This is a genomic window from Treponema sp. OMZ 857 (assembly GCF_024181085.1).
In the GTDB taxonomy this organism is placed as follows: Bacteria; Spirochaetota; Spirochaetia; order Treponematales; family Treponemataceae; genus Treponema.
This window is the reverse complement of record NZ_CP051147.1, coordinates 1,436,606-1,452,401: the sequence shown is the minus strand read 5'-3', so window position 1 is coordinate 1,452,401 and position 15,796 is coordinate 1,436,606. Positions and strand designations below refer to the sequence as shown.

Below are 15,796 nucleotides of genomic sequence, written 5' to 3'. Positions count from 1 at the left end.
TTATTGTCTTTTACTTTGACTCTGTAAGCCCAGTTGGACTACTGACGGTAAGTCGGTATCGGAGGGCGATGTAAAAGGCCCCGTCTCCGTAAGCTGTGTAACCGCGGTATGTTCAATAAACTACGTATCGGCAGCTAATCTCTCAATAACTTGAGACGCTCCCCTACCCGTGCAAAAAGCTCGGCATACCGCTGTGCGTCCAACTTGGACTGCTGCACAAAGGCGTTGTCTTCCACATGACCGAGTACGGCATCCCGCTCCGCCCGATTCCGGTAGGTAATATCGCGGAAGTGATTGGTGTAGTCTTTTTTCTTGGTGATAAGAACCTGCGCTTCGATGTAGCGGTTCAAGCGGAGCGCTTCGTCAAGGTAGGTTTGCCAGTGTGATCCGGTAAGGGCGGAAACTCCGGCGAGCCGGCAGAGTACGCTGTAGGCATGTTCTGCGCAGTCAAAGGGATACCGTTCCCAGAGCCGGTCGTATTCGGCGTGGATTGCGTGCCACGAATTGAACTCCCCTGCCCCAACCCTGCTGCGGAGACGGTCATATTCGTCCTCGCGTATCAGCTGCCCGCCTGCATTGACCCACGGGATTGTTCCGTTTTGAAGATTGAACCGGCTGCATACACCACTGCGGCTCAATACCTCACCACCGGCACCGGTTTCATCGATGTATTTTGCCAAAACGGTTACCCCGTACCATACGAGCATATCGCGGTACGCATACCATGCATCAACGCCGTGCAGAATTTTCACCGGACGGTCGGAATGTTCGATGTTTTCGGCAGTGAGGGGCAGTTTTTTTAGCTCGTCTCGTTTATGCGCTAAAAGATTTTGAGCACTTTCGGATTGATTTCCTGCCGCCGTCCATGCTGTTTCAAAGATGTGTTCAAGCAATTCCATCGCATATATAATTTCTCTGGCGGTATCGCAAGCAAGCACCTCGGTTTCAATCTTTTGCATCTTTGTTTTCCGTTTATCCCGTTTTTTGAATTTATCGTTATTGCGGGCAAGCGCATACATATTATACATCCAAAAATAGGCAGGCATAATATCGAGGCAATTTTCCCGCAGATTATCGCTGACCAAGCTGAACGGAAAAGGAATATCAAGTTCGGCAGGATAATTGCCTTTATTCAACAGCACAAAGGATGCAAATCGGCAGTTATGCTTGAGCGTTGCGGAAAGTCCCGGCCAAAACCCCCGACCGGCGATAATCTCTCCGTCGTTGCCGCGGGTATTGTGGTTTGAACCTACCGTAGCGGCGGCCGCCATATTGGACTGCCCCTGAATCATCGCGGCGATAAGGAATGAGTTGTTGTGATGCTGCTCATGGTAGGGAAAAATCAGCGCATTCAGTACTTCGCAGCAGGAAATGGTTGAATTATCTCCCATCACGGAGTGAATGAGGCGGGCGCCGTATTTGAGCGTACAGTTATTTCCCAGCACAAAGCGCACTGCCTTAACGCCGTAGAACACGCGGCAGCCGTATCCGATAATCCCGTTAACCAGCTCAACCCCTTCCCCGATCTGCGTCGCTTCTTCTGCGGAAGAGCGGATGGTCAGATTTTTTAACTTATTGGCGCCCTTAATATAGACCGCCTCGCCGAACCGAACGTCTTTGATAATCCTACAGCTTTTAATTACTGCGTTATCGCCGACGGTACCGTAATAACCGCGGGCTGAATCGCAAGAATCCTGCGTCAGCTTTTTCAGCTGCGCCATCAGCTTTGCATCATCGCGGTACCGCGCCCACATAAACGCATCGGCACAAATCATATCCGCAAAAGGGAGAATTTCCCGTCCGCCCGCTTCGTTCATCACATCGATTGTAACGCGGACTGCTTCATCTTCCCCGTCTTTAACGATACCCTCGCCGAACTTAGCGTGATCGGTTGCCGCCATCTCATCTATTCTGCTTAAAATGACGGTATCCCCGACAATATAGTGCGCAAGATAAGCGCAGTCATGCACGGCACAATTCGCTCCGATATCGCAGGAGATAATTTTGCTGTTGGTAATCCCTGCGGGAACAATAAAATCATGGTAACGCAGATAACATTCGGTTAAAGAGGAAATCCTCACCAATCCCGCAAAAAGCGAGTTCTTAATGAGCGACGGCGTAAAGGGATCTTCCACCAAAAAGGTATTCCAGTTAGTACAGGTGTTTCCGTTCTTGATGAGCGTTTCAACTTCGTTAAAAGTGAGCGGCCGCCATCGGTGTTTTTCGGCGGGATTCTGCATAAAACGGACGGTATATTCGTCCCGTCCGGAAGTAAGAAAAGATTTATTGACAAAATTGACCCCAAAGTCATCCGATATTATAACACGTACCGGCACAGATTCCTCCAAGCGCTACGATTTTCGGCAATGAACGCGAAGCTTCTTTTTGAGGTTTTTAAACCAAAATGCCCGTAAATGTTCGGCACACGAGTAGAGATGATAGCGGAAGCCTCGTACCGGAATATCAAGTGTTCCAACCCGATGGATAATTGCCCCGCCGAATCCCGTTTTGAAGCGATACAGGCCGTACATAGGATGGTTCGAATCGTCGGTTGGCGGAATCCCGTAAAAATCATAAGATGGACACCCGTACTTTTGCGCATCTTGGATTGCCTGCCATTGCAGCAGGTATGCCGGCATAAGGTTGCGGTGTTCATTTGAAGAAGCACCGTATAGATAGACGGCTCCGCTCGGAGAAAAAAGTGTGATAATCGCAGCAAGCGGTTTTTCTTCAAAATAAGCGATATAGATTGAAATAAGAATACGCTCGGCATCGAATGTACCGTTCTCAGCAAGCCGGCAAAGCGAACGGTAATAGTTTTCGCTATGAATGGCAATACCGTCCCTCGCAGCAGTTTCACGATAAAGCCGATAAAAGATCGGTATTACGTCTTCGGCTTGGCTTCCGGGAAAACAGCGAACCTGTACACCTTTTTTTTCGGCAAGCCGGATATTGTAGCGCCACTTAGGTTTACAATGAGAAAGCAGTATGTCAAGCGGTTGTTGTAAATCAAGCAGAACGGTATCCGGCGGCTGAATATCGGAAGCTGCTTTACGCAGACTGCACGGCGTTTTTCCGCCGGTACAAGGTATAAGCGGAAACTCTTGGTGAGAGAAAGTTCGCAGATTTCCGCTTCTCATTGCGCATTCCCACGGCGGGTCAAAGCGAATTAAAAAAACATAAGCAGGCAGCAAGGGGACAAGCTTTTCCGCAAGGTTTACCAGAAAAAGCCTCCGCCTTTCCACCGTTTCGGGGAGATGTGAATCATTCGTAATGAGGATAGACGGACCCATCGGAATATAGGCAAGAAAGCCGAAGGGATTCAATTGCCGCAATAAAACCGTGAGTAAAAAAGAACGGGTACCAGGACTATGCACCTCATATTGCCGATATGACCAACCTTGTTCCTTTTTAAATTCCGCCCAAAAGCGGCTCTGCAAAAAATGCTGTGCAGGAGTTTTCACCGTCATATCGGTACATTCTTTTATCGTCAATGTATTCATAGTTGGAAGGAACGATAGCGGAAAATGGAGCTTTTGTCAAAGGATTGAAGGTGGTTTTGCCCAAAGGAATTAAGTTCATATTGCGATATTGATAAAGATGTGGTATCCTTAGAAAGGAAAGAAAATGACAGTCTTTGAAAAGCTTTCAAACAATGGAATCTATTTGACCCATAAAGATTTAGAATATATAATTTCTAAGTATAATGTTAAAGAAATATCTGTATTTGGGTCATCAATACGAAATGATTTTACAAGCAAAAGCGATGTTGATTTTCTTATAGAATTTAGAAATTCTGAGGAAATATCACTTTTTGATATACTTGATATACAAGACTATCTTCAAAATATCACAAAAAGAAATGTTGATATTGTAGAACCCGCCAGTTTAGTAAATCCATATAGAAGAGAAGCAATCATGAATTCTCGGGAACCTCTTTATGTTGCATAATGAGCGCGATAAAAGTTATATTTACGACATATTAAAGTATTCACAAGAAATAATTGATATTGTAAAAGACGAAAATCATAATAGTTTTGTAAACAATCGTATCAAAAGATTAGCAATTGAAAGATTAATACAAATAATTGGAGAAGCCGCAAATCATCTTTCCAGAGATTTTATGCAAGAAAATCAAGATATTCCTTGGACAAAAATTATTGGATTAAGAAACAAAATCGTTCATGATTACGGGGAAATCTTAACAGATCGAATTTGGCTTATTGCATCGGAATCAATTCCTGAGTTAATGCAGCAGATAAAATCGAAAAATTTTATCTAGCGCCCTGCTTCAAACTCTTTCCCGCTGATTTTAATATTTCTCGACATATCATTTTCGCCATGAAGAGCGGAAGTGCAACATAAACATCCAGAGGCACAAATAAAGACTGTTTTTGAGTCTGTATATACTTGACAAGATGTAGCCTATAAGCTAAGGATGCATAGTCTTGCATTTTTCCATCCGTTTACACTCCTCCGCCCCATCCGCGCCATTTTTCTGCAAGCGGTGTTTGCGCTTCCGATGCGGAGTACGAAGAAGTAGCATCGGAATCCGCTGGGGCAGAAGAAATATCAACGGGAGTAGCGGAATTGCAGACGGTTTCGATATTGGCACTCTTTAATTCCTGTAAGAAAGCGGCTAATTCCTCCGGGGACAGTGTCTCTCTTAATTTATTGATTGTACGGCTTAAATCTTGTTGGGCACCGCTCGCGGTTTCTTTTGTCAGTTGAGCATTATTTTTTTCCACCTTTTCGCGGAGGCGTTTTGCATATTCTCTGCCATCTATGGATTGCGCAACGGGGATGCCTGCCGTCACACCGATAACTGCAAGTACTAATTTAAGTCCGACAAGTCCGCCTGCACTGCTCGCATATTCAAAAGAAGCACCGGTAAGATAAGCGGTTTTAAACGCCTCATAGTAGAAAATAGTAAGCGCACTATATGCAATAAGGAGTATAAACGCCGCAGCAAGCCGTCTTTTGGTGTACCATCCCATTGGCTGAATAAACAAATAGATAATCGCTGCAATCAAAACCAATGCAAAAAAAAGTTCGGCGCTCCAAGGCATCATAATAAAAGAAAAAGAATCTGTATGAATTACATTACGTAACAGATAGAACTGTCCGATAAGCATTACTAGAAAACAGATAACCGTAACCCCGCCCCGCGCACGGGTATTTGTTTTATTTTGTTTCATTTTATATACATCCCCTCGATCAGCGTAGCAGGTTTCTATTGACGAGTCAACGGAACTGCGGTACAAAAGACACGGAGGATTTATGCTGCAATTCAATCCGGTACATCTTGCTTTTGCCGTTATGATAATCGGTGTTATTTTTACCTTTGTATTATCAAAAAAGGAGATCAAACAACTTCGGTCGCTTGCCGATTCCTTTACAATCCCTTTTGTCAAACTTTCAAACTATATTGCACCGCAAAAACCTGCAAGCTCATTGTTGACAGAAAAAACGGAATCCGGCGGTATTAAACCGCTGCCGGCAGAAGAACAAGCAAAAGAAATGCGCGAAATCATTAAACGGGCAGGAAATACTAAAGCGGTAAAACTTTTCCGTGAAATGGTGGAGGCCGAAGATGCACTAAAAACAGCTGCGGGGAAAAACCGACGTAAATGCTATCAATTTGCCGATCCCGTTGCCCGCATCCTGTATATGACGCACACCTTTCTTACCGGTTGCGAAAATCTTGCCTCCATCGATACGGACAGCAAGCTGGAAGAATTTAATAGTTTTTTGTATGAACAAGTACCGCACCGCATGACTTTATTGCGGCTCATCAGCGGTTCCCTTGCCGATGAATACCGCGAGCTGAATAGCGTATATGCGGCAGAGATGGAACAAATCGAGCGGGAACAAATGATGCTTCGACAGTAGCGCTTTGAAGTATGTTTTATTTACTTCACACGGTTCCGTTCAGGTAGTCTAACGTATAGGACACATATAAGGTTACCGCTGCCGTTAAGCAATCTTCGTCGATATCGAACATAGAATCATGAAGAGCGGCGACCGTTTCTTTTTTGGCGGCATTTCCGCTGCCGATATATGCATACACACCGGGAACTTTAAGGATATATTCGGCAAAGTCATCTCCGCCGAGGCTGGGTTTCCGTTGCGTAATCACCTTTTCGTGCCCGAAAGCAGCAATCGCGGCAGCTTGTACCTCGCGGGCAGCCGTAGGATCATTGATAAGCGGAGAGGTAAAATCCTTCCACTCGACCGTAACGGTTCCGCCGAAAGAGGCTGCGCTATGTGACGCAAGCGCTTCAAGCCGCTCTTTCATTTGTTTCCGTATCTCCGGCGTCAATACCCGAATGGTTCCTTCCAATTCCGCCTTTTGCGCTACAATGTTATAGGCATCACCCGCAGTTATCTTTCCTACCCCGATAAGTACGTTATCCATCGGTGAGGTACAGCGGGTAACGAGGGCTTGAAGTGCCGTAACAATCTGGCTTGCAATGTAGACGGCATCCACGCCGAGTTGCGGGGTTGATACGTGTGCGGGGGCGCCGTGTACCGTTATCTTAAACCAATCAACACTCGCATTATTCGGCCCGGGCATCACAACCACGGAACCGACCGGCACATCCGAAGCGACATGGATACCGAACGTACGGTCGGCACCGTCAAGATAGCCGCTATCGACAAAGACCCGTGCACCGTATCCGATCTCCTCACCTGCTTGAAAGGTCAGACGAACGGTTCCGACAAATAGATCTCGGTGCGCATTAAGAACCCGTGCCGCTCCGATAAGCGATGCGGTATGCGCATCGTGCCCGCAAGCGTGCATACGTCCCGGAATCATTGACGTGTATTCGCAGGTATGCATTTCCTGAATAGGGAGCGCATCAATATCGGCACGGAGCACGATTGTCTTGCCGGGCTGCTTCCCTTGAATTTCCGCATACACCCCCGTTTCTCCGACCCGCTTATGAGCAAGACCGATCTTATCGAGTTCAGCTTCAATCCGTTCGGCAGTATGGAACTCTTCTTTTGCAATTTCCGGATGCTGATGGAAATAGCGCCGTAATGCAACGATGTACGGATGATCCTCGCGGATATGTGCCGAGATGCACTCCTGTTCAGTCTTGTTCATATTATCTTTCTCCCATAACGCATTGCAGCTGTTTAAAACTCACGGTGAGTCTTAAACAGCTACCTTAGGCATTGAGCAGCCGGTTACCACCGCACCGCAGCATCAACTTTTTTCATCGTCGCTGCAGCGGTGTCCGCATTCACCTTGTTATAAGCAAATGACGGGAAAAAAGATTCTTTATACTTGGCAAGGACATATTCTGCCAGTGTTTGAGATTGATACAGCTGCACGATTTTTGCATAAACGGCATTATTTTTATCATTTGTACGGGCTACAATAACATTGACATACGGATTACCGCCGGATTCGGATTGCTTTTCGATTATCAACCCATCCCGTGAAGGAATTAAACCTGCCGGAATGGAATAGGTTCCGTTGATGGTCGCTCCGGCATAGTCGTTGAGCGTTTGCGGCAACGTATTGGCAGCCTGCGGAACTACTTCAACATTATACACATACTTGGTAATGTCTTTCAGCTCAGGCGTATACCCTGCTGCAGGATTCACTTCAATCAGCCCTGCGGATTCCAGCAGCTTTATTCCGCGGCTCATATTGGTGCCGTCGTTCGGAATAGCAAATTGCAAAGCCTTGCGTTTAACGTTTTTGGTTCCATTAGTACCCGCAGCCTTTTTTACCTCATCGAGGCTTTTATACTTCTTAGAATACAGGGTCAGCGGCGCAATAAGCGTATCACCGATTGCAGTGAGCTTATAACCGTTTTTTGCAATCTCATTGTTAAGATAGGCCTTATGCTGAAACGCATTAAGATGAATATCGCCTGAATTGAGCGCCTCATTCGGCAGATTATAAGCGCTGAATTCTACCAGCTGAATCTTGATATTGGTCTTTTCCTGATCGAGCAGGTACTGAACCGCCTTCCACTGATCATTTGAAGATCCGCACACACCAACCTTGACGGTTGTTACGCCCGCCTTTTGGGCAAAAAGTCCGCCCGCAAGCATGATACCGACAAAAAGTATACCTATGAGTCTTTTCGCATTTTTCATAAAAATCCTCCTATAAAAGTGATAGGGAGCCTCTAAAAATCCATATTCTAAATTTTGAGAAGATACCCAATATTCTAAAAGCCAAAGAGCCTTTAATAACCTTCTTCATTCAGGGGTGCAGTTCGTACTATCCCCTGCTTCCTTGTTGTCACAGATTAAACCTGTTCGGAAGCGTAGCTATGGAACAGGTCTATTATCAGTACGTCTTTTTAAACAATCCCCTATTTGTCGTCTTTTTGGCGAAAAAAGAGCCGGTAAACTGTAAAAAACAGATAAAAAGCAGTAATACGATGATACAGGCGTAGATAATGTCGGCGTGGTTTAAGCCCTGACCATAGTTGATGGCAAAGTCTCCCAGTCCGCCTGCGCCGACAGCTCCTGCCATTGTGGTCAAACCTACGAGCGAAATAGCCGTAATCGTTGCCGCACGGATTAGCTCAGGAACCGACTCATGCAGATACACTCGAAAAATCAAACCGGCCGTACCGCTTCCCATACTGCGGGCAGCTTCAACTTTTCCCGGATTCACATTTTCAAGGGCGCTTTCAACCTGACGCGAAAAGAACGGTACGGTTCCGAAAATCAACGGAATAACAGCTCCTTTTACACCGATTGCCGTACCCACAACCGCTCGGGTAAAGGGAATCAAAAATACGAGCAACACAATAAATGGAATAGATCTGAATACGTTGATAATGATACTGATAACGGTATAGAGGATTTTATTTTCTCTTATGCCGTCCTTCTTAAACACGACAAGCAAGACGCCGAAAAACATTCCGAATACGAATGAAATACTTCCGGAAATAAGAAACATCTGGAAGGTTGCGAGGCAATTATCTAAGAAACGATACCAATAGGCATAAAGGTTGGGACACCACTGCTCAAGAAATTCCACGATCACACTTCCTCCGATATATCAGTCTTTGCATATTCAAATATTTTGACATTTTTACTGCGAAAATAGGTAAGTGCGTTATCGACATTTGATGTGTCGCCCTGTATAACCGCAACGATGCCTCCAAGCGGTACACCCTGAATAAGGTCAACATTCGCAAGTACAATACTGAGATTTACATTGTATTTTCGAGACACTTCAGAGATCAGCGCATCTCCGACAACATCTTTTTCAAACTGCAATCTAACCAAGCGGCTGCCGGCACCGGTGTCGATCAGGCGGTGAGCGGAAGATGCAATGGCTCCGATTTTAGAAAGGGATGACTGAGAAGCAATGAATTTTCGCGTGATATCTTGCTCAGGCGCTGCAAAAATGGAATATACATCACCCTGTTCAACAACCCTTCCTTTTTCCATCACGGCAACTTTATGACAAATAGATTTAATCACCGCCATTTCATGGGTAATAAGGATAATGGTAAGATTCAGCCTTTTATTCAGCGTTTTTAGCAGGCTTAAAATCGATTCGGTCGCTTCAGGATCGAGGGCGCTCGTGGCCTCATCCGAAAGCAGTAAACTCGGATTATTGGCAAGGGCACGAGCAATAGCAACCCGCTGTTTCTGTCCGCCCGACAGTTGAGCCGGGTATGCCCGTATTTTATCGGTAAGATCGACCAGTTCGAGTAACTCATGTACCCGATCTCGTATCCGTTCCTTAGACAATCCTGAATACTTGAGCGGATATGCAATATTATCAAAAACGGTAGACCGATCCAGCAAATTAAAATGCTGAAAAATCATACCTATCTTTTTCCGTACCTGTTTCATATCATGGTTTGAAAGACGCTTAAAGGCTCCGTTTTCTTCCCATGTAACGGCAGTACCGTTTACCGTAATCGTTCCGCTGTCCGGCACTTCGAGCAAGTTGATACACCGCACCAGGGAGGACTTTCCGGCTCCGGAATAACCGATAACACCGAAGACCTCACCGTCATTTACAGTAAGCGATACATCTTTAATTGCTTCAACCGTGTGGTTCGCAAGATAATATGTTTTATTAAGATTTTTCAACTCTACCATATACACCGCCGTAGGTGTCTACCATAGCTCGTTTATTTAATACTGTCAACAGCAAGTTACTTATGGTGGTAATATTTATTGGAGAGAGCTTGAGTTACTGCAGCAATATCGGCATACCGAAAGCTGAACATCTGCACATATTTTTATATACAAATCCGTAGAAAAATCGTTTCCGATATCTCCGGTTGTAAGAAAAATAACATAACACATCAACATGAAATAAAAAAAACGCTTTTGTAAGTTATTATAAAACAATAACTTACAAAAGCGTTAAGAAAATCGGTTTAAATACGATCAATATTTAAACTTATTTTATTTCCACAAGAATTCGGGATAATAGTTTTCTGTAATTTTTTGCGCTATTTCTTTTTTCACGATTTCGCGATCTTCGGGATAGGTCATACCGAACCAGCGTTCATCGGTGGTATAACATTTAATTGTTCCGAGCCCCTTCGTAACCAGCATACTCGCTCCTTCCGGCAAGAGGCATTCGGCTTTTTCGCTTGCAATATTCTTTTTAATAAACTCTTCAAAGAATGCATGGAAACCTTCAAATGCTTTCAGACTAAAGCCGAAGAGATTCATAGAAACGGTTTCTTTGCCGGTCAGATGTATTACTCCATTTTCAAGCTGAGAAAGTATTACCCGTTTACCGTTTTCTTCACCGTAAGAAATCTTGGTATGTTCCTTCATGGAAACCAGCATTCCGTTCTCAACGTTGCATACTCCCCGAGATACGGAACCGGATTCGCTCATCGTATTTTCCAGAATATAACCGACCATCGCATGATTGGGAGAATGAGTATCCAATGTCGACAAATGTTCGGCCATCGTTTTGTATGCCTTGCGTCCGTAATAGTCGTCTGCATTGATAATGGCAAAGGGCGTTTTAACGGAATTCTCCGCACACAGTACGGCGTGAATGGTACCCCACGGCTTTTTGCGGTTTACCGTTTGCGGGAGTTCTTTAGGGTCAATCAGTGAATCAATGGATTGAAACAGGTATTCTGCATCACAATTACGCGCAATCCGGTCAAATAAACGGGCGCGGAAATCTGTTTCAATATCTTTTCGAATAACAAATACTACTTTTCCAAAACCGTTATGCATGGCATCGTAGACTGCATAATCCAGCAATGTTTCATTATGCATTCCCACCGCATCTATTTGCTTAACGCCGCCGTAACGGCTTCCCATTCCTCCTGCTAAAACCAATAATGTAGGTTTCATTCTATTGTACCTCCGTAAAAGAAAACGCCGATTAACCCATTGCAGGATCAATCAGCGTTTCAAAAGTTCATTAATCACACTATAAAAGCACTCCAAATGCACATAAGGCTAAAGGCGACCTCTAAAACCTCACAGTTTTAGAGGTTTTTGTCTGTTTACCGCTTGTTTACGTGACGGAAAATAACACGTTTTTCCATCGTTGTTACTGTCTTACCGGTGGTAGCGCCTTTCAAATCTTCAACTTCGACGGAAGAAAAACCTTTATCCCGTTTGTAATTTGAAAAGAATTCATACATGACCTTTTCAGCTTCATTTTCGTCAAAAGTGTTCTTATCTTCTTCATATACGCAATAGTATTCCGCCCAGTTGTCGGTCTTATAAATTTCGGTCATATAAAGGTTGGCATTTGCACGCCCTTCAACCTTTATTTTTTGCTTTTTAGGCTGTATGGTCTGCGCAGACAGGACAACAGCGAGCAACATAAATGCGCACAGCGCAAGTATTTTCTTGTTCATTATAGATCCTCCTATAAAGTAATAAACAAGTTTAGTATATACGGAAAAATCGTTCTTTGCAATATCAACTGTTCAGGGCAACCGCATCAGGCATTTTTTTAACAAGCCCGCGGAAAAATTGAGACTATTCGACCAGAGTTGAACCTCTTCGCGGTTCAAATGGTCTCATAGTCTCAATTTTTCCGCTATTTTTATCTATCCTACCTGATGCGGTTGCCCTTCTTCTAAAATAAACCATTCGAAATTTTTAACAAAATTTCGAATGAAAAAGAAAGCAACCGTTTGAAAATAGTAGCGGTACGGTTGCCTTGTTCCGCGTTATTCACATAGAGCGATCGGAGCAAAGGTGTCTGCTTTAAGTGCGGCACCGCCGATTAAACCTCCGTCGATATTTTCTTTTGCAAGTAAGGCCTTGGCATTTTCAGCTTTCATCGAACCGCCATACTGAATGACCATTGCATCGGCAGCAGCCTTTCCGTATAGCTTCGCAATGACGGATCTGATATGTGCATGAATCGCATCGGCATCCTCCGGGGTTGCCGTTTTTCCGGTACCGATTGCCCATACGGGTTCATACGCAATGGTTACCCGTGCAAGTTCTTGGGCGGTGACACCTTCCAAACCTTTTTCGGTTTGAGTTGCGCAGACAGTCTCTGCATGACCTACCTCGCGTTCTTCGAGCAATTCGCCGACGCAAAGGATAACTTCAAGCCCGTGCTGCAATGCAAGCCGCACCTTTTTGTTGATCATCGTATCGGTCTCCCCGTAAATATGGCGTCGTTCCGAATGGCCGAGAATAACAACCTGTACACCGAGATCCTTGAGCTGTAATACGGACACTTCTCCGGTATGAGCGCCTTGCTCATCGGTACTCATATTCTGCGCACCAAGCAAAACATTCGTCCCTTTTACTACCTGAGAAACGGCATCAAGGGCGGTAAAGGAAGGAGCAATCATGTATTTGTGCTTTCCGCCTTTGACAGCCTCTACCACACCTTTTGCCAAATCTACGGCTTCTCCCTTTGTTTTGTGCATTTTCCAGTTACCTGCAATAAAATATCTACGCATACCTTCTCCTACAAAAGCATCGACGCAATTTTAGGCGATGCTTTTTATCATATCTCCTATAAAAACTTCTAGATATTTCATTATACCGCACCTTTACAGCTTATTAAAGGGTATCGTTCTGCCTGTTCCGCCGTTCTATCATATGCAACGCAAACGGAATCAGGACTTTTTTTATTATATATTCTCGGTTATAATAAACCTGTCCCGAAACGGAAGTTTCCGAACAGGTTTAATAAACAAAAGAAGGATGATGCGATGAATGTATTTGATATAATCGGCCCCATCATGATCGGCCCTTCCAGTTCTCATACGGCCGGGGCGGTACGAATCGGCTTAATGAGCAGGCTGCTGCTCGGCGCCCCAGCGGTAAAGGCATATATCAGACTGCACGGCTCTTTTGCGCAGACATACAAAGGGCACGGAACCGACAGGGCACTGGCAGCCGGAATTATGGGTATGCAGACCGATGATGAGCGTATCAAAAAGAGCTTACAAATTGCCAAAGAAACCGGTCTTTCTATTACTTTTGAGCCGACGGTCATTCCCGACGCTCATCCGAATACAGCGGAAATCACCTTAACCGATGCAAGCGGCAAAACCGTGTGTGTGCAGGGAGCATCCATCGGCGGCGGCAACATTGTTATTACCCACATAGACGGCAGAGAGGTAAAAATCACCGGTCAATCCCCAACGATTATCGTCGTACACAATGACATACCGGGAATGATCGCCGCCGTAACTGCACTGATGGCACAGTATAAACTCAATGTCTACAAATTCAATCTTGCACGGGACAAAAAGGGTGGAACGGCAATCATGACATTACAGATTGACGGACGCTCCCTTGGAGAAGATTTGCAAGCCGCTATCGAAAAAATACCCGGTGTTACCAAGGTGATTTTTGTTAGACCATTTTAAACGGAGTCCTCTATGCTTAGTTATGAATCAATCAACGAATTATATAAAACAGCGGAAGCGCAGCATAAACGTATCAGAGAGATTGTATTAGAAGATCAATCAGCACAGCTTGAACAGCCGGAAGAAGCGTTGATTAGGCGGATGGAAGAAAACTTGACAGCCATGCTGGAAGCAATCGAAAACGGCAGCAAACCGGGGGTTAAATCGACCAGCGGATTAACCGGTGGAGATGCATACCGATTAAAACAGACGATTGCGGAAGGTAAACACCTTTGCGGGGATCTTATGTCAAACGCTATTCAGATGGCAATGGCGGTATCCGAAATAAATGCCGCGATGGGAAAAATTGTTGCAACGCCCACAGCCGGTTCCTGCGGCATTCTTCCCGGCGCATTGGGCGCCTTGCTAAAAGTACACGGTATTCCGCAGAAAGAAGTAGTGTTGTCGCTGTTTACTGCAGGAGCTGTCGGTATGGTTGTTGCAAACAAGGCGTCGATTGCGGGCGCTTCAGGCGGATGCCAAGCTGAATGCGGCACTGCTTCCGCGATGGCAGCAGCGTGCATTGTGGAACTCTTAGGCGGCACACCGGAGATGGCGGCTCATGCCGTGGCGATAACCCTCAAGTGTATTTTGGGATTGGTATGCGATCCCGTTGCCGGCTTGGTAGAAATTCCTTGTATTAAACGGAATGCTTCCGGCGTTACACTTGCCTTTACCGCTGCGGAACTGGCACTTGCAGGTATCAAAAGCGCAATTCCCGTGGATGAAACCATCGAGTCCCTCAAACGGGTCGGCGACGGACTTCCGGCATCGCTTCGTGAAACGGCCCAAGGAGGTTTAGCAATAACACCGACGGGACAAGCCTTTGAACGGCAGGTCTTCGGTACGCGCTCACCGCTTACCGGCAGTCCGTGCAATACCTGCGGCTCATGCGGTAACTGATGAGGGGAAGCCTATATCACCTTCAAAAAGCTCAGTACAAAGACTATCCCAAAAATAGTGATACACGACAGTACCGTTGAGAAAATAACGACTTGAGCAGCGAGTTCATGATCACAGCCAAGTTGTTCAGCCATAACCGCTGAAATGACAGCCGTAGGCGAACCGTAAAGCGCGATAAGCGCTACAATCTCATTGGCTCGAAATCCAAGATAAACAGCCAGCGTAATAAAGATTAATGGCATACCGATGAGCTTGCCCGCAACGGTAATCATCAGATTTTTAAAATTTGCCGAAACTTTTGAAAAATCGAGCATTGCACCCAGTACGATAATGGGAAATACACTGCCTACTTTGCCGATATCCGTCAACGATTTATTGAAAAAATGGGGAATAGGAGGATGCAGCAAGGACATCATAATTCCTAAAAGAGAGGCAATGACCATGTGATTTTTTAATACATCTCGTATCAGCTTCTTTTTGTTGACGGCGCATCCACCATAGATTGAAAATATAACAACGGCTGCAGCATTAAAGATGGGAACAACAACCATAATAAGCATCGATGCCAAGATCGCGCTGTTTTCTCCTGCAATATAAGAAGAAAGGGGAATCCCAAGCATCACAAAATTACTTCTGAATGTCCCCTGAATCATAACGCCTTGCTTTTTTTTATCTTTCTCAAATAAGGGAACAATGATAATAAGCAGGAAGATAGCGACTAAAATACTTCCTGCAGCATACAGAACGAAGCGCAAATCGAAAACTTCATTTAAATTTGTCTTTCTAATATTATTAAAGGTTACGATCGGTAAAAGTAAGTCAAAGCAGAGCTTATTTAATTGGGCAATCGTTGTCTTGCTGAAATACCCTTGTTGTTTGAGAAAATAGCCGAAAACAACTAAGAGAACGACCGGCATAACTGCATTAAATGCTATAAAGAAACTTCCCATGTTATGCTCCTTACGCTACCGGTTGGAAATTGTCTGAGAATACCCGTTTTAGATAAACGGGCAAAAAAATCTCAACAA

16 protein-coding genes are annotated in these 15,796 nt (G+C 45.0%); 5 read left to right on the top strand and 11 right to left on the bottom strand.

The window, feature by feature from the left end; genetic code table 11:
• Positions 1-134: 134 nt before the first annotated feature.
• A complete protein-coding gene (locus E4N66_RS06635; RefSeq protein ID WP_253727385.1) occupies positions 135-2,336 on the bottom strand; it encodes a DUF4954 family protein in 2,202 nt (733 codons plus the stop codon).
• A gap of 15 nt (positions 2,337-2,351) precedes the next feature.
• Entirely contained in the window at positions 2,352-3,503 is a 1,152-nt protein-coding gene (locus E4N66_RS06630; protein WP_371922404.1) for a lipid II:glycine glycyltransferase FemX, read from the bottom strand.
• Positions 3,504-3,627: 124 nt separating this feature from the next.
• Between E4N66_RS06630 and E4N66_RS06625 the strand changes: the two genes are divergently transcribed.
• Complete coding sequence (locus E4N66_RS06625) at positions 3,628-3,951, top strand: nucleotidyltransferase family protein (protein ID WP_044016361.1); 324 nt, start codon at positions 3,628-3,630, stop codon at positions 3,949-3,951.
• Positions 3,941-4,282, top strand: coding sequence for a HepT-like ribonuclease domain-containing protein (locus E4N66_RS06620; RefSeq protein ID WP_044016358.1), 342 nt, complete (start codon positions 3,941-3,943; stop codon positions 4,280-4,282). The genes E4N66_RS06625 and E4N66_RS06620 overlap by 11 nt, the downstream gene beginning before the upstream one ends.
• Before the next feature lie 184 nt (positions 4,283-4,466).
• On the opposite strand, the gene E4N66_RS06615 is transcribed toward E4N66_RS06620, so the two are convergent.
• Positions 4,467-5,198, bottom strand: a complete 732-nt coding sequence (locus E4N66_RS06615) for a hypothetical protein (protein WP_253727383.1) — start codon at positions 5,196-5,198, stop codon at positions 4,467-4,469.
• An 82-nt stretch (positions 5,199-5,280) separates the two neighbouring features.
• Between E4N66_RS06615 and E4N66_RS06610 the strand changes: the two genes are divergently transcribed.
• A complete protein-coding gene (locus tag E4N66_RS06610) occupies positions 5,281-5,892 on the top strand; it encodes a hypothetical protein (protein WP_253727382.1) in 612 nt (203 codons plus the stop codon).
• 25 nt (positions 5,893-5,917) lie between these two features.
• Here the strand turns inward: E4N66_RS06610 and E4N66_RS06605 are convergent, their stop codons facing one another.
• The 7 genes from E4N66_RS06605 to tpiA form a co-directional block, all read right to left on the bottom strand.
• Positions 5,918-7,111, bottom strand: a complete 1,194-nt coding sequence (locus tag E4N66_RS06605) for a M20 metallopeptidase family protein (RefSeq protein WP_253727381.1) — start codon at positions 7,109-7,111, stop codon at positions 5,918-5,920.
• Between the two features lie 83 nt (positions 7,112-7,194).
• On the bottom strand, positions 7,195-8,118 hold the full coding sequence (locus tag E4N66_RS06600) for a MetQ/NlpA family ABC transporter substrate-binding protein (RefSeq protein WP_253674646.1): 924 nt from the start codon (positions 8,116-8,118) through the stop codon (positions 7,195-7,197).
• A gap of 196 nt (positions 8,119-8,314) precedes the next feature.
• Positions 8,315-9,022, bottom strand: coding sequence for a methionine ABC transporter permease (locus tag E4N66_RS06595; RefSeq protein ID WP_253674648.1), 708 nt, complete (start codon positions 9,020-9,022; stop codon positions 8,315-8,317).
• Positions 9,019-10,095: a methionine ABC transporter ATP-binding protein gene (locus tag E4N66_RS06590; RefSeq protein ID WP_253727380.1), complete on the bottom strand. Its 1,077-nt coding sequence runs from the start codon at positions 10,093-10,095 to the stop codon at positions 9,019-9,021. Before E4N66_RS06590 ends, E4N66_RS06595 begins: the two co-directional genes overlap by 4 nt.
• 312 nt (positions 10,096-10,407) lie before the next feature.
• The gene (locus E4N66_RS06585) at positions 10,408-11,325 is read right to left on the bottom strand and encodes a nucleotidyltransferase family protein (protein WP_253727379.1); all 918 of its coding nucleotides are present in this window, start codon (positions 11,323-11,325) and stop codon (positions 10,408-10,410) included.
• 155 nt (positions 11,326-11,480) lie between these two features.
• Complete coding sequence (locus E4N66_RS06580) at positions 11,481-11,840, bottom strand: hypothetical protein (protein WP_044016346.1); 360 nt, start codon at positions 11,838-11,840, stop codon at positions 11,481-11,483.
• Positions 11,841-12,158: 318 nt separating this feature from the next.
• Positions 12,159-12,908: a triose-phosphate isomerase gene (tpiA, locus tag E4N66_RS06575; protein WP_253727378.1), complete on the bottom strand. Its 750-nt coding sequence runs from the start codon at positions 12,906-12,908 to the stop codon at positions 12,159-12,161.
• 255 nt (positions 12,909-13,163) lie between these two features.
• On the opposite strand from tpiA, the gene sdaAB reads away from it, so the two are divergent.
• On the top strand, positions 13,164-13,826 hold the full coding sequence (sdaAB, locus tag E4N66_RS06570) for an L-serine ammonia-lyase, iron-sulfur-dependent subunit beta (protein WP_253727377.1): 663 nt from the start codon (positions 13,164-13,166) through the stop codon (positions 13,824-13,826).
• Between the two features lie 12 nt (positions 13,827-13,838).
• The gene (gene sdaAA / locus E4N66_RS06565) at positions 13,839-14,768 is read left to right on the top strand and encodes an L-serine ammonia-lyase, iron-sulfur-dependent, subunit alpha (protein ID WP_253727376.1); all 930 of its coding nucleotides are present in this window, start codon (positions 13,839-13,841) and stop codon (positions 14,766-14,768) included.
• An 11-nt stretch (positions 14,769-14,779) separates the two neighbouring features.
• Here sdaAA and E4N66_RS06560 read toward each other — a convergent pair whose 3' ends face one another.
• Complete coding sequence (locus E4N66_RS06560) at positions 14,780-15,718, bottom strand: AEC family transporter (RefSeq protein WP_253674664.1); 939 nt, start codon at positions 15,716-15,718, stop codon at positions 14,780-14,782.
• Positions 15,719-15,796: the final 78 nt, after the last annotated feature.